At 60.1% G+C, this 19,480-nt stretch carries 18 protein-coding genes; 13 read left to right on the top strand and 5 right to left on the bottom strand.

Annotation, left to right across the window (positions count from 1 at the left end; genetic code table 11):
• Nucleotide 1: 1 nt before the first annotated feature.
• Complete coding sequence (murU, locus tag ACTJKT_RS19065) at nt 2–676, bottom strand: N-acetylmuramate alpha-1-phosphate uridylyltransferase MurU (RefSeq protein WP_440788165.1); 675 nt, start codon at nt 674–676, stop codon at nt 2–4.
• Nucleotides 673–1,698 (bottom strand): aminoglycoside phosphotransferase family protein, encoded by a 1,026-nt coding sequence (locus ACTJKT_RS19070; RefSeq protein WP_007926143.1) that lies wholly within the window; start codon nt 1,696–1,698, stop codon nt 673–675. The genes murU and ACTJKT_RS19070 overlap by 4 nt, the downstream gene beginning before the upstream one ends.
• A 130-nt stretch (nt 1,699–1,828) precedes the next feature.
• Between ACTJKT_RS19070 and ACTJKT_RS19075 the strand changes: the two genes are divergently transcribed.
• From ACTJKT_RS19075 to ACTJKT_RS19125, 11 genes are all read left to right on the top strand, one after another.
• Nucleotides 1,829–4,630, top strand: coding sequence for an LPS-assembly protein LptD (locus ACTJKT_RS19075; protein WP_440788166.1), 2,802 nt, complete (start codon nt 1,829–1,831; stop codon nt 4,628–4,630).
• Nucleotides 4,611–5,927, top strand: a complete 1,317-nt coding sequence (gene surA, locus ACTJKT_RS19080; RefSeq protein WP_036998109.1) for a peptidylprolyl isomerase SurA — start codon at nt 4,611–4,613, stop codon at nt 5,925–5,927. Before ACTJKT_RS19075 ends, surA begins: the two co-directional genes overlap by 20 nt.
• Complete coding sequence (gene pdxA, locus ACTJKT_RS19085) at nt 5,924–6,913, top strand: 4-hydroxythreonine-4-phosphate dehydrogenase PdxA (protein WP_440788167.1); 990 nt, start codon at nt 5,924–5,926, stop codon at nt 6,911–6,913. Before surA ends, pdxA begins: the two co-directional genes overlap by 4 nt.
• Complete coding sequence (gene rsmA, locus ACTJKT_RS19090; RefSeq protein ID WP_053270074.1) at nt 6,910–7,728, top strand: 16S rRNA (adenine(1518)-N(6)/adenine(1519)-N(6))-dimethyltransferase RsmA; 819 nt, start codon at nt 6,910–6,912, stop codon at nt 7,726–7,728. Before pdxA ends, rsmA begins: the two co-directional genes overlap by 4 nt.
• A gap of 122 nt (nt 7,729–7,850) precedes the next feature.
• Nucleotides 7,851–8,231 (top strand): Co2+/Mg2+ efflux protein ApaG, encoded by a 381-nt coding sequence (gene apaG / locus ACTJKT_RS19095; protein ID WP_025807359.1) that lies wholly within the window; start codon nt 7,851–7,853, stop codon nt 8,229–8,231.
• Complete coding sequence (locus ACTJKT_RS19100; protein ID WP_440788168.1) at nt 8,231–9,112, top strand: symmetrical bis(5'-nucleosyl)-tetraphosphatase; 882 nt, start codon at nt 8,231–8,233, stop codon at nt 9,110–9,112. The genes apaG and ACTJKT_RS19100 overlap by 1 nt, the downstream gene beginning before the upstream one ends.
• A 32-nt stretch (nt 9,113–9,144) precedes the next feature.
• A complete protein-coding gene (gene glpE, locus ACTJKT_RS19105) occupies nt 9,145–9,474 on the top strand; it encodes a thiosulfate sulfurtransferase GlpE (RefSeq protein WP_053270076.1) in 330 nt (109 codons plus the stop codon).
• A 294-nt stretch (nt 9,475–9,768) separates the two neighbouring features.
• Nucleotides 9,769–11,691 carry a PrkA family serine protein kinase gene (locus ACTJKT_RS19110; protein WP_025807357.1) on the top strand — a complete coding sequence of 641 codons (1,923 nt, stop codon included), beginning with the start codon at nt 9,769–9,771 and terminating at the stop codon, nt 11,689–11,691.
• A 188-nt stretch (nt 11,692–11,879) separates the two neighbouring features.
• Nucleotides 11,880–13,151 carry a YeaH/YhbH family protein gene (locus tag ACTJKT_RS19115; RefSeq protein ID WP_025807356.1) on the top strand — a complete coding sequence of 424 codons (1,272 nt, stop codon included), beginning with the start codon at nt 11,880–11,882 and terminating at the stop codon, nt 13,149–13,151.
• Nucleotides 13,148–14,710 carry a SpoVR family protein gene (locus ACTJKT_RS19120; protein WP_440788169.1) on the top strand — a complete coding sequence of 521 codons (1,563 nt, stop codon included), beginning with the start codon at nt 13,148–13,150 and terminating at the stop codon, nt 14,708–14,710. Before ACTJKT_RS19115 ends, ACTJKT_RS19120 begins: the two co-directional genes overlap by 4 nt.
• A 64-nt stretch (nt 14,711–14,774) precedes the next feature.
• Nucleotides 14,775–16,004, top strand: a complete 1,230-nt coding sequence (locus ACTJKT_RS19125) for a multifunctional CCA addition/repair protein (RefSeq protein WP_440788170.1) — start codon at nt 14,775–14,777, stop codon at nt 16,002–16,004.
• Between the two features lie 88 nt (nt 16,005–16,092).
• On the opposite strand, the gene folK is transcribed toward ACTJKT_RS19125, so the two are convergent.
• Both folK and folB read right to left on the bottom strand, forming a co-directional pair.
• Nucleotides 16,093–16,611, bottom strand: coding sequence for a 2-amino-4-hydroxy-6-hydroxymethyldihydropteridine diphosphokinase (gene folK, locus ACTJKT_RS19130; RefSeq protein ID WP_097306709.1), 519 nt, complete (start codon nt 16,609–16,611; stop codon nt 16,093–16,095).
• Complete coding sequence (gene folB, locus ACTJKT_RS19135; protein WP_007926118.1) at nt 16,602–16,955, bottom strand: dihydroneopterin aldolase; 354 nt, start codon at nt 16,953–16,955, stop codon at nt 16,602–16,604. Before folB ends, folK begins: the two co-directional genes overlap by 10 nt.
• A 74-nt stretch (nt 16,956–17,029) precedes the next feature.
• Here folB and plsY point away from each other — a divergent pair, with 74 nt between their 5' ends.
• Nucleotides 17,030–17,599 carry a glycerol-3-phosphate 1-O-acyltransferase PlsY gene (plsY, locus tag ACTJKT_RS19140; RefSeq protein WP_440788171.1) on the top strand — a complete coding sequence of 190 codons (570 nt, stop codon included), beginning with the start codon at nt 17,030–17,032 and terminating at the stop codon, nt 17,597–17,599.
• A 41-nt stretch (nt 17,600–17,640) separates the two neighbouring features.
• On the opposite strand, the gene tsaD is transcribed toward plsY, so the two are convergent.
• On the bottom strand, nt 17,641–18,666 hold the full coding sequence (tsaD, locus tag ACTJKT_RS19145; RefSeq protein WP_124312280.1) for a tRNA (adenosine(37)-N6)-threonylcarbamoyltransferase complex transferase subunit TsaD: 1,026 nt from the start codon (nt 18,664–18,666) through the stop codon (nt 17,641–17,643).
• Nucleotides 18,667–18,867: 201 nt separating this feature from the next.
• Here tsaD and rpsU point away from each other — a divergent pair, with 201 nt between their 5' ends.
• Nucleotides 18,868–19,083, top strand: a complete 216-nt coding sequence (gene rpsU / locus ACTJKT_RS19150; protein ID WP_002551877.1) for a 30S ribosomal protein S21 — start codon at nt 18,868–18,870, stop codon at nt 19,081–19,083.
• The last annotated feature ends 397 nt before the right edge of the window (nt 19,084–19,480 follow it).

Raw genomic sequence — 19,480 nt, forward strand, 5'->3', positions numbered from 1 at the left:
ATTAGTGACTCGCTTCTAACAAGGTTTCGACTTCCGCCAGACGCTCATGGGTCCCGACATCGACCCAGTGTCCCTGCAAACGCTCGCCGCTGACCTGTCCATCGGCCATGGCCGTGCGCAGCAAGGGAGCCAGTTTGAATGCACCCGGTGTGCAGCCCTGGAACAGATCCGGATGCAACACCGCAATACCACTGTAGGTCAGGGTCTGCGAACCCGGCTCGGCGTCCCGCACCCGGGCATCATCGCTGAGGATGAAGTCCCCAGCGGTGTGGTGCGCCGGGTTATCCACCAGCACCAAGTGCGCCATCGCGCCCAGCGGGCGGTTCAGCAGGCGAAAATCGTAATCGGTCCAGACATCGCCGTTGACTACCACAAAAGGCTCGTCTCCCAGCAACGGCAAGGCGCGGAAAATACCGCCACCGGTTTCCAACGGCTCGCCTTCCGGCGAATAGCGGATGCTCAAGCCAAAACGCGAGCCATCGCCCAGATGATCCTCGATCTGCTGCCCCAGCCAGGCGTGGTTGATGACGATCTCGGTAAAGCCCGCCCGGGCCAGTGCCCGCAGGTGGTACTCGATCAGCGGCACACCGGCGGCGCGGATCAATGGCTTGGGCGTGGTCAGGGTCAAGGGGCGCATCCGTTCGCCCTTGCCCGCGGCCAGAATCATTGCCTTCATACACAGGCTCCGACCGGTTGCCGCAGACTGGCTAAGAGTTCGCCCAGCTCCGCCAGCTCCGGCCGACGAGCCAGGACGGCTTCTATATAAGCGAAGAAACGCGGCACATCGCCCAAGTAGCGGGGCTTGCCGTCGCGGTGGCAGATCCGCGCGAAGATCCCGATCACCTTGAGATGGCGCTGTACGCCCATCAGATCGCTGGCGCGCAGGAAATCCTCGAAATCGGGCTGTACCGCGATCCCCAGCCGGGACGCTTGCTGCCAGTAATCTTCCAGCCAGCCGCGCACCCGCGCTTCCGGCCAGCTGAGAAAGGCATCCTTGAACAGGCAGGTGACGTCATAGGTCACCGGGCCGTAGACCGCGTCCTGGAAATCCAGCACGCCCGGATTGGGCTCGCTGAGCATCAGGTTGCGCGGCATATAGTCACGATGCACCAGCACCTTGGGCTGGGCCAGGGCGCTTTCGATCAACAGCTCGCTGACCCGCTGCCATTGGCCGCGCTGGCGCTCATTCAGCTCGACACCCAGCTCGCGCCCCACGTACCACTCGGGGAACAGTTCCAGCTCTCGGCGCAGCAAAGCCACGTCATAACTGGGCAACGGCGCATCCATCGGCAACTGCTGGAAAGCCAGCAAGGTTTGCAGCGCATCCTTGAACAGGGCGTCGGCATTTTCGCCGTCGATCACGTCCAGATAGGTCTTGTTGCCCAGGTCATTAAGCAAAAGAAAGCCGCGCGGCAAATCTTCTGCATAAATTTTCGGCACATTGGTTGCGGATTTTGCCAACAGATGGGCGATATCCACGAAGGGTTTGCAGTTTTCCTGGGGCGGTGGAGCATCCATCACGACAAAGCTGCGGCCTTCGCCTTCCCAGCGGAAATACCGCCGGAAACTCGCGTCGCTGCTGGCCGCGGTCAATGTGGCCGGGGGCACGGGGCCCCAACCGTTGGAGGCATAAACAATCGACAACTGCTCATCGAGCCAAACTTTCAGGTGTTGCAAGCGTACATCTTGGTCAGGCATTGCAAGGGTCTCCGACGGCGCTAGCCGTCAAGCGGGTCATGCTTTATTATCCAGCATCTTTTTCAGACCATCGAGAGGCGTGCGGCCCACACCGCGGGCAGATGGCACGCAGGAAGCCCGGACTAATAAGATGGCATTGAAATCCCCCGCGTTTCGTAAAAAATTTCCGTTGTTGGTTACTGGCAGTCTGCTGGCCCTGCAACCCCTAGCCACTTCGTTCGTGGTCGCCGCAGAACAGTATGACTGCTCAGTCTCTGCTTCGGGCGGCTGGGACTGCGCGCCGAAAACCAGCGCCGCTCAACTGCCTCCGCGCCCCGTGCACGACGCGAGTGCGGTCAGTTCGAGCACCGCTACATCGGCCGAAGGCGGCGAAACCAGCGAAGACACCGGCGCCAAGCCGATGCTGGTTACCGAGTCCAAGGGCCGCGGCCTGAAGTCCCGCAGCGAAGACTACAGTCACCTCGACTGGGTTCCGCGCGAGAAGCTCACGGCCGCCCAATTGGCCGAGACCGGTCCTTACTGCGCTGGTGCTTATATCGAACCGATTCGTCCTGGCATGAATGACAAGACGAATAAAAGTGACGCCCCGACCTTTATCGGCGCCAAGGCTTCGCGTTACCAGCAGGAGCAGCAGATCGCTACCCTGGCCGGCGACGTGGTCATGCGCCAGGGCAGCATGCAGGTCGAGGCCGACGAGGCCAACCTGTACCAGGCCGAGAACCGTGGCGAGCTGAGTGGCAACGTCCGCCTGCGCGACAACGGCACCCTTATGGTTGGCGATCACGCCGACGTGCAGCTGGACACCGGCGAGGCCAAGGTCGACAACGCCGAATACGTGATGCACAAATCACGCATCCGCGGTAACGCGCTGTACGCCAAGCGGGCCGAGAACGCGATCATCCGCCTCAAGGACGGTACGTACACCACGTGCGAACCGAGCAGCAACGCCTGGCAGCTCAAGGGCAACAACATCACCCTGAACCCGGCGACCGGCTTCGGCACCGCGACCAACGTGACGTTGCGCGTCAAGGACATTCCGGTCCTGTACACGCCGTACATCTATTTCCCGATCGACGACCGTCGCCAGTCCGGCTTCCTGCCGCCGACCATCGGCAGCGGCAGCGATACCGGCTTCATGCTGGTTACCCCGTACTACTTCAACCTGGCGCCGAACTACGACGCCACGTTGTACCCGCGCTACATGAGCAAGCGTGGCCTGTTGATGGAAGGCGAATTCCGCTACCTGACCAAGTCCAGCGAAGGTCAGTTCGGCGCGGCGTACCTCAACGACGAAAATGATGACCGCAAGCTGCAGTCGGACTACGAAAAAACCCGCTATATGTACAACTGGCAGCACAAGGGCGGGCTCGATTCGCGGGTAATGACCCAGGTCGACTACACCAAGATCAGCGATCCGTACTACTTCCAGGATCTGCAGAGCGACCAGATCGGTGTGGAAAGCCGTGATTACATCAACCAGCAGGGTGCAGTGACCTACCGCGGCGATACCTATACCGCGCGGCTCAATGCCCAGGCTTATGAGCTGGCCACGGTTTCCAACGTCACGCCATACAATCGTTTGCCGCAAATCACCTTGAATGGTTTCTTGCCGCAACATCCAGGCGGGCTGGACTTCAGCTACGAAACCGAGATCGTTCGATTTGAACGCGACCTTAAAACAGGCACCTACACTGATGAGAACGGTGGGGAATCCAAGCGCCTCGACACCAACATTTTCGGTCTAGCTCGTGCCAACGGTAACCGCCTCAATCTTGCACCGTCCGTGAGCCTCCCCCTGAACTGGACATATGGTTTCCTGAAACCAACGCTCAAGTATCAGTACACTCAGTACGACCTGGACCTTGATGGCCAAGGTAAACGTGATATCGCAGGACAGGGCCCAGAAGGCGATCGCCTGAACGGCACTTACAGCAGCAATCAGAACCGTGGCGTACCAATCGTCAGCGTCGATAGCGGCCTGTACTTCGACCGCAACACTCAATGGTTCGGCAAAAACTATCGCCAGACCCTGGAACCACGCCTCTACTATCTCTATGTACCGGAGAAAGACCAGAGCGACATTCCGGTATTCGACACCGGCGAAAGCACTTTCAACTACTCGTCGCTGTTCCGTGATAACCGCTTTTCCGGCTCCGACCGTGTAGGCGACGAGAACAAACTGTCTCTCGGCATCACCAACCGCTGGATCGAAGAAAACGGCTTCGAACGCCAACGCATCAGCGTCGGCCAAGCCTTGTACTTCAAGGACCGCGAAGTCCAGTTGCCAGGTATCGATGCAAAAACCCGCGACGACGCACACTCCAATGTTTCTCCTTATGCGCTGGAATACGAGTACCGTTGGAACCGCGACTGGCGCACCACTGCCGACTACAACTGGGATCCGGATACCCGTAGCCCTCGTTCCGGCAGCGCGATGTTCCACTACCAACCGGAAGACAACCCGAACAAGGTCATCAACGCCGGTTATCGTTATCGCAACGACCTGGTTCGTTACGACCAGTCCACGGGCAAATGGTCTGTGGGTGGTGGCGACTATGGCACTCCAGGGCAACCTGGCTACGTGAAGGACTACTACAAGATCAAGCAGCACGACTTCTCGGTGATCTGGCCGATCGTGCCGCAATGGAACCTGATCAGCCGCTGGCAGTACGACTACAACCGCAACCGTACCCTCGATGCCTTCGGTGGTTTCGAATACGACAACTGCTGCTGGAAACTGCGCCTGATCAACCGTTACTGGGTCAAGTATGACGAATTCAGTCAAGACGCCCCACAGAACGAGAAAGGCGACCATGGCATCTTCCTCCAAATTGTTCTGAAGGGACTTGGCGGCCTCACCGGCTCCAAAGTAGAGAGCTTCCTCGACAAAGGCATTCAAGGTTACCGTGAACGTGAAGACCAAGCTTTCTGATTGTCTGCGCCCGCTGATGCTGGGCGCGTTGTTCCTGGGTACCGCGGCGAGCGCCGCGGTACAACCCATCGACAAAGTGGTGGCCATCGTCGATAACGACGTGGTCATGCAGAGCCAGCTGGACCAACGGGTTCACGAAGTTCAGCAAACCATCGCCAAGCGCGGCGGCGGCATGCCTCCCGCCGAGGTCCTGAACCAGCAGGTACTGGAACGCCTGATCGTCGAAAACCTGCAACTGCAGATCGGCGAGCGTTCCGGCATCCGCATTACCGATGAAGAGCTGAACCAGGCCGTCGGCACCATCGCCCAACGCAACAACATGACGCCCGATCAGTTCCGTGCCGCCCTGGCTCGTGATGGCCTGTCTTATCAGGACGCCCGTGAGCAGATTCGCCGCGAGATGATCATCAGCCGCGTGCGTCAGCGCCGTGTTGCCGAACGCATTCAGGTCTCCGAGCAGGAAGTGAAGAACTTCCTCGCCTCCGACCTGGGCAAGATGCAACTGTCCGAAGAGCTGCACCTGGCCAATATCCTGATTCCAACCCCGGAAAGCGCCAACTCCGAAGCGATTCAGAGCGCCGCGCGCCAGGCCATGGACATCTATCAGCAGCTCAAGCAAGGCGCTGACTTTGCCCAGTTGGCCATCGCCCGCTCGGGCAGCGACAACGCCCTGGAAGGCGGTGACATGGGCTGGCGTAAAGCCGCTCAACTGCCCCCTCCGTTCGACCGTGAACTGAGCGCCATGGCGGTAGGTGATATCACCCAGCCAGCCCGCACCCCAGGCGGTTTCATCATTTTGAAGCTGCTGGAAAAACGTGGCGGCGGCAATCAGGTGCGTGACGAAGTGCATGTCCGTCACATCCTGATCAAGCCAAGCGAAATCCGCAGCGAAGAAGAAACCAAACGCCTGGCCCAAAAGCTCTACGAGCGCATCGAAGCCGGCGAAGACTTTGCCGAACTGGCGAAAAGCTACTCGGAAGATCCGGGCTCCGCCCTCAACGGTGGCGACCTCAGCTGGATCGACCCTAACGCCCTGGTGCCCGAGTTCCGCGACGTGATGGCCAAGACCCCACAAGGTCAGCTGTCCAAGCCGTTCCAGAGCCCCTATGGCTGGCACGTACTGGAAGTCCTTGGCCGCCGCGCCACCGACAGCACCTCCCAGGCTCGCGAACAGCAAGCGATGACTGTGCTGCGCAATCGCAAATACGACGAAGAGCTGCAAACCTGGCTGCGCCAGATTCGCGACGAAGCCTACGTCGAGATCAAGCTTCCTGGCGCTGACCAGGCGGCCCAGTGAAACCCAAGCGTTTCGCGCTCACCCCCGGCGAGCCAGCCGGTATAGGTCCTGACCTGTGCCTGCTGCTCGCCTCGCAACAACAGCCACATCCCCTGATCGCCATCACCAGCCGCGACCTGCTTACCGAGCGGGCCGCGCAACTGGGTGTGGCCGTTAGCCTGATTGCGGTCGGCCCTGACAATTGGCCTAACCAGCCGGCCGCCGCCGGTAGCCTCTATGTCTGGGATACTCCGCTGTCGGCCAAGGTCGTCGCTGGTCAGCTGGACAAGGCCAACGCCGCATTCGTCCTGAAAACCCTGACCCGGGCCGGCCAAGGCTGCCTGGACGGGCATTTCGACGGCATGATTACCGCCCCGGTGCACAAGGGTGTGATCAACGAATCCGGCATCGCTTTTTCCGGCCATACCGAGTTTCTCGCCGACCTGACGCATACCGAACAAGTGGTAATGATGCTGGCCACCCATGGCCTGCGCGTGGCACTGGTGACCACTCACCTGCCCCTGCGGGACATCGCTGACGCCATTACCCCTGAACGTCTGGAGCGGGTTACACGCATTCTGCATGCCGACCTGCGCAACAAGTTCGGCATCGCCCAGCCACGCATCCTGGTCTGCGGGCTCAACCCGCATGCCGGCGAAGGCGGACATCTGGGCCATGAAGAAATCGATATCATCGAACCCACCCTGGAGCGTCTGCGCAACGAAGGCATGGACCTGCGCGGTCCCCTGCCCGCCGACACTCTGTTTACCCCCAAATATCTGGAGCACTGCGACGCAGTGCTGGCGATGTACCATGACCAGGGGCTGCCCGTGCTGAAATACAAAGGTTTCGGCGCCGCGGTCAACGTGACGCTGGGCCTGCCGATCATCCGCACCTCGGTCGACCACGGCACCGCCCTGGATCTGGCCGGCAGCGGCAAGATCGATACCGGCAGCCTGAAAGTCGCCCTGGAAACCGCCTACCAGATGGCCGAGACCCGTTTATGACCGAGCAATACCAGCACCGGGCGCGCAAGCGCTTCGGCCAGAACTTCCTGCATGACGCCGGCGTGATCGACCGCATCCTGCGCTCCATCAATGCCAAGTCCGGCGACCGCATGCTGGAAATCGGCCCGGGCCAGGGCGCCCTGACCGAGGGCCTGCTCAACAGCGGCGCCCAACTGGATGTGGTCGAGCTGGACAAGGACCTGGTGCCGATCCTCAACCAGCAGTTTGCTGGCCGGGACAATTTCAGCCTGCACCAGGGCGACGCCCTGAAGTTCGACTTCAACAGCCTGAATGCCGCACCCGGCAGCCTGCGTGTGGTCGGCAACCTGCCCTACAACATCTCCACCCCGCTGATCTTTCATCTGTTGCAGAACGCCGGGCTGATCCGCGACATGCACTTCATGCTGCAGAAAGAAGTGGTCGAGCGCCTCGCCGCGGGCCCGGGCGGTGGTGACTGGGGCCGTCTGTCGATCATGGTCCAGTATCACTGCCGCGTGGAGCATCTGTTCAACGTCGGCCCTGGCGCATTCAATCCGCCACCGAAAGTCGACTCGGCGATCGTCCGCCTGGTGCCCCATGCGGTACTGCCGCATCCGGCCAAGGATCATCGCCTGCTGGAGCGCATCGTCCGCGAAGCCTTCAACCAGCGCCGCAAGACCCTGCGCAACACCCTCAAGGCCCTGCTCTCCAGCGCCGAGATCGAAGCCGCCGGCGTCGATGGCAGCCTGCGTCCGGAGCAACTGGACCTGGCAGCCTTCGTTCGCCTGGCCGACAAGCTCAGCGAACAAGCCGCAGGCACCGCCAGCGCCAGCTGACACGCCACCAGCGTTATCGGGTAAGACGCCAGGCTCCATGTCTGGTTTACTACCCGATACTTGGCCTAGACTGACCTCCATCAGCTTTGTCCCGCGTCCCGCTTCGTTTTAAGGCCCCTTGCATGTCCGATCCTCGCTATCAGATCGACGTCAGCGTCGTCACCCGCTTTCTCCCGGAACAGTCGCAACCCGAGCAGAACCGCTTTGCCTTCGCCTACACCATCACCGTACAGAACAACGGCCTGCTGCCCGCCAAACTACTCTCCCGGCACTGGGTGATCACCGATGGCGACGGGCACGTCGAGGAAGTTCGCGGTGCCGGCGTTGTCGGCCAGCAGCCGCTGATCGCCGTGGGCAAAAGCCACACCTACAGCAGTGGCACGGTCATGACCACACGCGTCGGCAACATGCAGGGCAGCTATCAGATGCTCGCCGAAGACGGCAAACACTTCGACGCCATCATCGCCCCCTTCCGCCTGGCCGTGCCCGGAGCCCTGCACTGATGACGACTTACGCCGTCGGCGACCTGCAAGGCTGCCTGGGGCCTTTGCAGTGTCTGCTTGAAAAGGTCTCTTTCGACCCGGCCAAGGATCGCCTGTGGCTGGTCGGCGACCTGGTCAACCGCGGCCCACAGTCCCTGGAAACCCTGCGCTTTCTTTATGCCATGCGCGATTCCCTGGTGTGCGTACTGGGCAATCACGACCTGCACCTGCTGGCCGTCTGGCGCAACATCGAGCGCCTGAAGAAAGCCGACACCCTGAACGAGATCCTCAACGCGCCGGATTGCGAGGAGCTGCTCCAGTGGCTGCGCCAGCAAAAGCTGATGCACTATGACGAACAGCGCAACGTTGCCCTGGTACACGCGGGGATACCGCCACAGTGGTCGCTGAAAAAGGCCATCAAGTGCGCCACCGAAGTCGAAGAGACGCTGCGTGACGACAACCGCTTCGAGCCCTATCTGGACGGTATGTACGGCAACGATCCAACAAAATGGGACGGCGAGCTCAAAGGCGTGACCCGCCTGCGGGTGATCACCAACTATTTCACCCGCATGCGTTTCTGCACCAGCGATGGCAAGCTCGACCTCAAGGGCAAAGAAGGGCCGGACACCGCCCCGCCAGGTTACGCCCCCTGGTTCGAGCACAAGGAACGCAAGACCCGGGACGTGAAAATCATCTTCGGTCACTGGGCCGCCCTCGAAGGCAACTGCAACGAGCCCGGCGTATTCGCCCTCGACACCGGCTGCGTCTGGGGCGGCGCCCTGACCTTGCTGAACGTCGACACCGGCCAACGCCTCGAGTGTGAATGCGACGCCCACGGCCACATCAAACCCCAGGCCAATCAACCTTCCCCTGAACCCATGCCAATCATCGCCAAGCGCTAGACGGCGCTTGCCACCAGGCCCAGGAGCCCGCCATGAGCGAATTCAAACGCATCCCCCCAGAACAGGCCCAGGCACTGCGCGAGCAAGGCGCCGTGGTGGTCGACATCCGCGATCCGCAGACCTTTGCCTTGAACCACATCAGCGGTTCACTGCATCTGGACAACCACTCCATCTCCGACTTCATCCGCAATGCCGATCTCGACGCCCCACTGGTGGTCGTCTGCTATCACGGCAACTCCAGCCAGAGCGCGGCGGCCTACCTGATCAGCCAGGGCTTTTCCGACGTCTACAGCCTGGACGGTGGCTTCGAACTGTGGCGGACCACCTACCCTGCGGAAATTGCCCAGGGCGGCGCCGAATAATTTTTCTGCGCTCCAGCCCGCGTCATTCGCGGGCTGGAGCCACGACCGACGAACGGTCACTTGAACAAATTGTGTATTCCACCTTTACCTCCCCGATTCCGAACTATCCTTAGCCTCAGGCCATCCAATCAGGGGAGAGCCGGTACACCGGCGTGCGGGTCATCGGTACTAGCTTTCAAGGTCGATAGCTTTGAAAGTGTTCTGGGGGGTAAACATCGGCCGGACTCCCGGCTGCATGCCAGCACTTGACTGACTGATCCGGCGTCGGCTCCACGTATCGAGCGAGGTGACGTCATGAGTATTTTTAGCCACTTCCAACAACGCTTCGAATCCACACGCCAGGAAGAGTTCTCGCTACAGGAGTACCTGGAGCTCTGCAAAAAGGACCGCAGCGCCTACGCGTCGGCCGCTGAGCGCCTGCTTCTGGCTATCGGCGAACCGGAGCTGCTGGACACGTCGACCAATTCGAGACTGTCACGGATCTTCTCCAACAAAGTGATCCGTCGCTATCCGGCCTTTGAAGACTTCCATGGAATGGAAGAATGCATCGACCAGATCGTCTCCTATTTCCGCCATGCCGCTCAGGGCCTGGAAGAGAAGAAACAGATCCTCTACCTCCTCGGCCCTGTCGGTGGCGGTAAATCATCCCTGGCCGAGAAACTCAAACAACTGATCGAGAAGGTGCCCTTCTACGCCATCAAGGGCTCCCCGGTATTCGAGTCGCCTCTTGGGTTGTTCAACGCCACGGAAGATGGCGCGATCCTCGAAGAAGACTTCGGCATTCCACGGCGCTACCTGAACACCATCATGTCGCCCTGGGCCACCAAGCGCCTGTCCGAGTTCGGTGGCGACATCAGCCAGTTCCGGGTGGTCAAGCTCTACCCCTCGATCCTCAACCAGATCGCCGTCGCCAAGACCGAACCGGGGGACGAGAACAACCAGGACATTTCCGCACTGGTGGGCAAGGTCGATATTCGCAAGCTGGAAGAATTCCCGCAGAACGACGCCGATGCCTACAGCTACTCGGGCGCACTGTGCCGGGCCAACCAGGGCCTGATGGAGTTCGTCGAAATGTTCAAGGCACCGATCAAGGTGCTGCACCCATTGCTGACGGCCACCCAGGAAGGCAACTACAACAGTACCGAGGGTCTGGGCGCGATCCCCTTCACCGGCATCCTGCTGGCCCACTCCAACGAATCGGAATGGCACACCTTCCGCAACAACAAGAACAACGAAGCCTTCATCGACCGGATCTATATCGTCAAGGTCCCGTACTGCCTGCGGGTCAGCGACGAAGTCAAAATCTACGACAAGCTGCTGTTCAACAGCTCCCTGTCCAGGGCGCATTGCGCTCCCGACACCCTGAAAATGCTCGCTCAGTTCACCGTGCTCTCGCGCCTCAAAGAGCCGGAGAACTCGAACATCTACTCGAAAATGCGCGTCTACGACGGCGAGAACCTCAAGGACACCGATCCAAAAGCCAAGTCGATCCAGGAGTACCGCGACGCCGCCGGCGTGGATGAAGGCATGAATGGTCTGTCGACCCGCTTCGCCTTCAAGATCCTGTCGAAAGTCTTCAACTTCGATCCCCACGAGATCGCGGCCAACCCGGTGCACCTGCTCTACGTGCTCGAACAACAGATCGAACAGGAGCAATTCCAGGCGGAAACCCGCGAGCGTTACCTGCGCTTCCTGAAGGAATACCTGGCTCCGCGCTATATCGAGTTCATCGGCAAGGAAATCCAGACCGCGTACCTGGAGTCCTATAGCGAATACGGCCAGAACATCTTCGACCGTTATGTGCTGTATGCGGATTTCTGGATTCAGGATCAGGAATACCGCGATCCGGAAACCGGCGAGATCCTCAATCGGGTCGCGCTCAACGAAGAACTGGAGAAAATCGAGAAACCGGCCGGCATCAGCAATCCGAAGGACTTCCGCAACGAGATCGTCAATTTCGTACTGCGGGCCAGAGCCAACAACAACGGCAAGAACCCGACCTGGCTCAGTTACGAAAAACTGCGGGTGGTCATCGAGAAGAAAATGTTCTCCAACACCGAGGACCTGCTCCCGGTCATCAGCTTCAATGCCAAGGCCAGCAAAGAGGATCAACAGAAACACAACGACTTCGTTACCCGAATGGTCGAGCGCGGCTATACCGACAAACAGGTACGACTGCTGTCCGAGTGGTATCTGCGGGTCAGAAAATCGCAGTAACCCTCCGGTTGCACCGGTTGTCGTTAGCCAGGAGCCTGTCTCAGCATTTTCTGCTACACAGGCTTCAGGAAGCGCGTTTGAACGTTCGCAGCGAGGCTCGGGCAGAGTACCGGCGGCAAGACACCTTACCGCCCCCTCTCCCCGCCCGGGCCGCTTGCGAGCTTCAAGACCGCTTCTAAGGAGCAGTCATGAGTTATGTGATCGACCGACGTCTCAATGGCAAGAACAAGAGCACGGTAAACCGCCAGCGGTTTCTGCGGCGCTATCGTGACCACATCAAGAAGGCCGTCGAAGAGGCGGTCAGCCGCCGTTCCATCACTGACATGGAGCATGGCGAACAAATCAGCATCCCAGGCCGGGATATCGATGAACCGGTGCTCCATCATGGGCGCGGCGGCAAACAGACCGTGGTGCACCCGGGAAACAAGGAGTTCACGGCCGGCGAGCACATCGCACGCCCTCAAGGCGGGGGTGGCGGAGGCGGCCGGGGCAAGGCCGGCAACTCCGGCGAAGGCATGGACGAGTTCGTTTTCCAGATCACCCAGGAGGAATTCCTCGAGTTCATGTTCGAGGACCTGGAACTGCCAAACCTGGTCAAACGCAACCTGACCGGGACCGACACTTTCAAGACCGTCCGGGCAGGGATCAGCAACGAAGGCAATCCTTCTCGCATCAATATCATTCGAACCCTGCGCTCGGCCCACGCCCGGCGCATCGCCCTGTCCGGCAGCAGCCGGGCAAAACTGCGCGAAGTCAAAGAGGAACTTGAACGCCTGAAACGCGAAGAACCGGACAACTTCGGCGATATTCAGGAAATGGAAGCGGAAATCGAGCGTCTCAGCGCCCGTATTCATCGGGTGCCGTTCCTCGACACCTTCGACCTCAAGTACAACCTGCTGATCAAACAGCCCAACCCCAGCTCCAAGGCCGTGATGTTCTGCCTGATGGACGTTTCCGGCTCCATGACCCAGGCAACCAAGGACATCGCCAAGCGCTTCTTCATCCTTCTGTACCTGTTTCTCAAGCGCAACTACGACAAGATCGACGTGGTGTTCATCCGCCACCACACCAGTGCACGTGAAGTGGACGAGGAGGAGTTCTTCTACTCCCGGGAAACCGGCGGCACCATCGTCTCCAGCGCGCTGAAACTGATGCAGGAGATCATGGCCGAGCGTTATCCGAGCAACGAGTGGAACATCTATGCCGCCCAGGCTTCCGACGGCGACAACTGGAACGACGACTCGCCGATCTGCCGCGACATCCTGATCAACCAGATCATGCCGTTCGTGCAGTACTACACTTACGTGGAGATTACCCCGCGCGAACATCAGGCCTTGTGGTTCGAATACGAACGCATCGCCGAAGCCTTTTCCGATACTTTCGCCCAGCAACAACTGGTCTCGGCCGGAGATATCTATCCGGTCTTCCGTGAACTCTTCCAGCGCAGGTTAGTGACATGACCGCCAGAGAGCAGAAACGCCAGCCTATCTCCACCGGTTCGGAATGGACGTTCGAGCTGATCCAGGCCTACGACCGCGAAATCAGCCGTATCGCGGCACGCTACGCCCTGGATACCTATCCCAACCAGATCGAAGTGATCACCGCCGAACAGATGATGGATGCCTATGCTTCCGTCGGCATGCCCCTGGGCTATCACCACTGGTCCTACGGCAAGCACTTCCTCAGCACCGAAAAGTCCTACAGCCGCGGCCAGATGGGGCTGGCCTACGAAATCGTGATCAACTCGGACCCCTGCATCGCCTACCTGATGGAAGAAAACACCATCTGCATGCAGGCGCTGGTGGTGGCCCATGCCTGCTATGGCCATAACAGCTTTTTCAAGGGCAACTATCTGTTCCGCACCTGGACGGATGCCAGTTCGATCATCGATTACCTGGTGTTCGCCAAGCAGTACATCATGCAGTGTGAAGAGCGCCACGGCATCGATGCCGTGGAAGACCTGCTGGACTCCTGCCATGCCCTGATGAACTACGGAGTGGACCGCTACAAACGCCCTTATCCGATTTCCGCGGAAGAAGAACGGCGCCGGCAAAAGGACCGGGAAGAACACCTGCAGAAACAGATCAACGACCTGTGGCGCACCATTCCCAAAGGCACCGACAAGTTCAGCGACAAGGACAACGCACGCTTCCCCGCCGAACCTCAGGAAAACATCCTGTATTTCATCGAGAAACACGCGCCGCTGCTGGAGCCGTGGCAGCGCGAAATCGTGCGGATCGTGCGCAAGATCGCCCAGTACTTCTACCCGCAACGCCAGACCCAGGTGATGAACGAAGGCTGGGCAACGTTCTGGCACTACACCCTGATGAACGACCTGTATGACGAAGGCCTGGTGACCGATGGCTTCATGATGGAATTCCTCGCCTCCCACACCAGCGTGGTCTTCCAGCCCGGCTTCGACAGCCCTTACTACAACGGCATCAACCCCTACACCCTGGGCTTCGCCATGTACCGCGATATCCGGCGCATCTGCGAAGAACCGACCGAAGAGGACCGTCGCTGGTTCCCGGAACTGGCCGGGACCGACTGGCTTTCCAGTATCAAGTTCGCCATGAGCAGCTTCAAGGACGAGAGTTTCATCCTGCAGTACCTGTCGCCCAAGGTCATCCGCGACCTCAAGCTGTTCAGCATCCTGGATGACGATCAGAAAGATGACTTGCTGGTACCGGCCATTCATGACGAAAGCGGTTATCGGGTCATCCGCGAAACCCTCGCCGCCCAGTACAACCTGGGCAACCGCGAGCCTAACGTGCAGATCTGGAGCATCGACAGGCGGGGCGACCGCTCGCTGACCCTGCGCCATCAACAGCACGACCGCAAACCGTTGGGCGACTCCACCGACGAAGTCCTCAAGCACCTGCACCGACTGTGGGGGTTCGACATCCACCTGGAAACCCTGCAGGGCGACCAGGTGATGAAAACCCATCACGTACCGCCAAAAAACGATCACAACGAAGGGGACTACGGCCGCCTGGACCTGGCTGTCATCCACCTCTGAGCACATGACAAACCTCCGAAAGCTCGGCGCAAGGGTTATTCTGTCGGGCTAACGGAGGTTTTTTATGCAGATTTACAAGGTCGGCGGTGCGGTACGCGATCGCCTGCTGGGCAAACCGGTAACCGACATCGACTGGGTGGTAGTCGGTGCCACGGCCGAAGAAATGCTCGCCAAGGGCTTTCGCCCGGTGGGTTCGGACTTCCCGGTCTTTCTTCACCCCAAGAGCGGCGAGGAATATGCCCTGGCCCGCACAGAACGCAAAAGCGGTCGTGGTTATGGCGGCTTCACCTTTCACGCCAGCCCTGAGGTCACCCTCGAAGAAGACCTGATCCGCCGCGACCTGACGATCAATGCCATGGCGGAAGACGACCACGGCGTGCTGACGGATCCGTATCACGGCCAGCAGGACCTGGAAAACCGCCTGCTGCGCCATGTTTCCCCGGCATTCGCCGAAGATCCCCTACGCGTCTTGCGCGTTGCCCGCTTTGCTGCCCGCTACGCTGGGCTCGGTTTCCAGGTGGCGCCTGACACCCTCGAATTGATGCGCCAGCTCAGCGAATCAGGCGAACTGGAAGCCCTGACGCCGGAGCGCAGCTGGAAAGAAATCTCCCGCGCACTGATGGAAGATCACCCCCAAGTGTTCATCCAGGTGCTGCGCGACTGTGGAGCGCTCAAAGTCCTGCTGCCTGAAGTGGAGGCGCTGTTTGGTGTTCCGCAACCCGCTGCGCACCATCCGGAGATCGACAGCGGTGTGCATACATTGAGCGTTCTCGAGCAGGCGGCACTGCACAAACAGCCATTGAGCGTGCGTTGGGCGTGCCTGTTGCACGACCTGGGCAAGGGCCTGACACCACAAAGTGAATGGCCACAACACATTGCGCACGAGCACAAGGGCCTGAAGCTGATCAAGCAGGTCAATGAGCGCTTCAAGGCGCCACGCGACTGCCAGGAACTGGCGCTGCTGGTGGGCCAGTACCACACCCACGGCCATCGCGCCCTTGAACTGAAACCTTCGACATTGGCGGAGCTGCTGCAAAGCTTTGACGTGTATCGCCGGCCGCAGCGCTTCGAGGAGTTTATCGCCGCCTGTGAAATGGATGCCCGCGGCCGTCTTGGACTGGAGGAGCGCGCCTATCCCCAGGCGGACTATCTGCGCGGTGCGGCCACCGCGGCGCGAACGGTCGCGGTACAGCCGCTGCTGGAACAGGGATTCAAGGGGCCGGAGCTGGGAGAGGCGCTGAAACGGGAGCGACTGAAGGCGCTGAAGGCCTACAAGGAACAGCACTCGCGCTAAGAAACATCACGAACAAGCTCACTATCCCTGTAGGAGCGAGCTTGCTCGCGATCCGACCACAGGTCGGCAAGAACGATACCCGCCAGAGCTATCCCAGCTCCGGCGGCGTCAGTTGCCTGCCCCGCCACTCAAATGCCACGGGCGCCAGTACCTGGTCGATTCGAGCCTCGCGCCAGAGGGTGGCGAAGTCTTGCCCCGCCAGCGGATGAACCCGTTCCGGAGCCATCAGCGACAGAGGCCAAAGCACAAAGGCGTTCTTCAGGATCTCTGCGCGCGGTAGGATCAAACCGTCGAAATTACCCACCAGATCGCCATACAGCAGCACATCGATGTCCAGCGGCAGGCCTTTGCGGTCCGGGGCATAACGACCGTTGTCCGCTTCGATGAACTTCAACCGGCGGTCCAGCTCCATCAGCGGCAGATCGGTAAAGGCCGAAACCACCAGATTGAAAAAAGGTCCGCTCTTGATTCCGACCGGCTGGCTTTCGAATACCGCCGAGCAGCGCATATCCAGCAGGAAGCCCGCCAGGGCATCGAGCCCGGCCAACAGATGGGTTTCGCGCTCGATATTGCTGCCGAGCCCAAGAAATACCTGAGTTAGCGACATCCGCGCTCGATCTCCACACCAACACCTTTGGCGGCCGCGACAGCACCGGGCTTGGTCAGCTTGAGGTGCAACCAGGGAATATGGAACTCGCTCATCAGGACTTCAGCCAGACGCTCGGCAAAGGTTTCCACCAGCTGGAATTGCGCCTGCTCGGCAAACGCCTGGATCCGCGAAGACACGCTGGCATAGTCGAGCGCCAGGGTCAGGTCGTCACCGGCCGCGGCCGGGCGGTTGTCCCAGGCGAAGCTCAGGTCAAGGCGCAGGCACTGCCGGATGCCTCGCTCCCAGTCGTAGGCACCGATCACCGTGTCGACTTCCAGGCCCTCGATAAACACTCTGTCCAAGCACTCTTCTCCGCAGCACGACAAGGGCGCAATGCGCCGTTAGAATCAGGGCGTCCTCGCCCGGAATAGTTAGCATGTTTTGGTTACTGGCGATCTTCGCCTACCTGCTCGGCTCGCTGTCCTTCGCCATCTTGCTCAGCCGCCTGACCGGTACACCCGATCCGCGAATGAGTGGTTCGGGCAATGCCGGCGCCACCAACATGCTGCGCCTGGCCGGCAAGAAACTGGCGGTACTGACCTTGCTCGGCGATCTGCTCAAAGGGCTGTTGCCCGTGCTGGTCGCCAGTCTCGCAGGCCTTTCGCTCCAACAACAGGCCTGGATCGGGCTCTACGCCGTACTGGGCCATCTGTTCCCGGTGTATTTTCGCTTTCGCGGCGGCAAGGGTGTCGCCACCGCCGCCGGGATGCTGCTGGGGCTTTACCCGCCAGCGGCGCTCCTGGCCATTGCCGCCTGGCTCCTGACCTTCTACCTGACCCGCACCAGCTCGCTGGCGGCGTTGATCGCCACGCCCCTGACCTTGCCATTGCTGGCTTGGCAGGCGCCGGCGGCGCTGCTGCCGATGAGCGTACTCACACTGCTCATCGTCTGGCGCCACCGCGGCAATCTACGCGACCTGTTTGCCGGGCGCGAACGGCATTTCTGAATCCTGAAGATAAGCCGGGCTCAGGTCGGGCCATTGCCACCTCACAACGGCGACAGCTGCTCCATCGGCCAGCGCGCCTGCACACTGATCGCCAGGCTCTCCTGCTGACCGGCCTGCAAACGCTGGCAACCGGCAAACGCGATCATCGCGCCGTTGTCGGTGCAGAACTCAGGACGGGCGTAAAATACATTCCCTTTCATCTCGCCGAGCATTTTTTCCAGCGATGCGCGCAGAGCCTTGTTGGCACTCACGCCACCAGCAATGACAAGACGTTTGAGTCCCGCCTGCTTCAAGGCTCGCTTGCATTTGATGGTCAGAGTTTCCACCACCGCCTGCTGGAAGGCGAGCGAGATGTCGCAACGGGTTTGCTCGCCGTCGTCCCCAGCGCTGACGCATTGCTGCCAGGTGTTCAGGGCGAAGGTTTTCAAGCCACTGAAACTGAAATCCAGCCCCGGACGATCGGTCATCGGCCGCGGGAAGACAAAGCGCCCAACCACGCCTTGCGCGGCCAGGCGCGCGATTTCCGGACCGCCCGGATAATTCAGGCCGATCATCTTCGCCGTCTTGTCGAAGGCTTCACCGGCAGCATCATCCAGGGTTTCGCCCATCAGCTCGTATTGGCCGATGCCATCGACCCGCACCAACTGCGTATGGCCGCCGGAAACCAACAAAGCGACGAACGGAAACTCCGGTGGTTGTTCTTCCAGCATCGGGGCCAGCAAGTGGCCTTCCATATGGTGCACACCCAGCGCCGGGATGCCCCAGGCGAAGGCCAGCGCCTGGGCGCAGGAAGCGCCCACCAGAAGGGCTCCGACCAGGCCTGGGCCCGCGGTATAGGCAATGGCGTCGATTTCGGTCGGCACACAGTCCGCCTCGGCCAGGACCTGACGGATCAGGGGCAGCATGCGCTTGACGTGATCGCGAGAGGCCAGCTCCGGCACCACGCCACCATAGGCCCGATGCAGGTCGATCTGACTGAACAGCGCGTCGGCCAGCAGGCCGCGCTCGCTGTCATAAAGCGCGACGCCGGTTTCGTCGCAGGAAGTTTCTAATCCCAGTACTAGCATGGGTTTGCGCCTTGTAGAGGCTAAATTCGAAGGCGCGCATAATAGTCGCCACTCCCTCAGCCGACCAGCGGTTTTCGATCAGAGGCTTTGCATTCCGAGCGATGAGGGGTTAACATCCGCAACCCTTAAAAACCGACGACCTCAGCCGCGATTTTTTGCGACGAGAACGTTGACCCCGGTAATGAATGAAGGTAGCTCTGGATGCCAGCCGTCAAAGTTAAAGAGAACGAACCCTTCGACGTAGCTCTGCGTCGTTTCAAGCGCTCCTGCGAAAAAGCCGGTGTTCTGGCTGAAGTTCGTAGCCGCGAATTTTACGAGAAGCCGACTTCCGAGCGTAAGCGCAAAGCAGCTGCTGCTGTTAAGCGTCACGCCAAGAAAGTTCAGCGCGAACAGCGCCGCGCCGTACGTCTGTACTAATACACAGACGTTCGCTGCAAGCTTCTGCCAAGCCCGGCCCTCAGCCGGGCTAATGGCATTTGCGGACAACGCTTGATGCTTCACCGTCAACGCCGCGCATGCGACCGAGACAATCCGCTTCACCACGTCAGACCTGGCTTCCTGCCAGCGGTGCACGTCTCTTCTGACGAGCCTTCCAAGGCTACTGACGAGCACACTTTTATTCTGGTTCCTCAACAGACTCAGCCCAAGGCGCCCTTCTCCAGCGCCCGCTTATGAGCCATCCGAGACCTGTCGGACTCAGAGCAACATCTTCAAATAGTCGAAGACTGATTGAAACTAACGTCAGTGGACTTTCGGCAGATACACTTCCCGATAGCGATCAAGCCAACGACAGATGGTCGAACGCGCAGCCGTT

This window comes from Pseudomonas sp. 22526 (assembly GCF_052044735.1).
Classification (GTDB): Bacteria; Pseudomonadota; Gammaproteobacteria; order Pseudomonadales; family Pseudomonadaceae; genus Aquipseudomonas; species Aquipseudomonas piscium.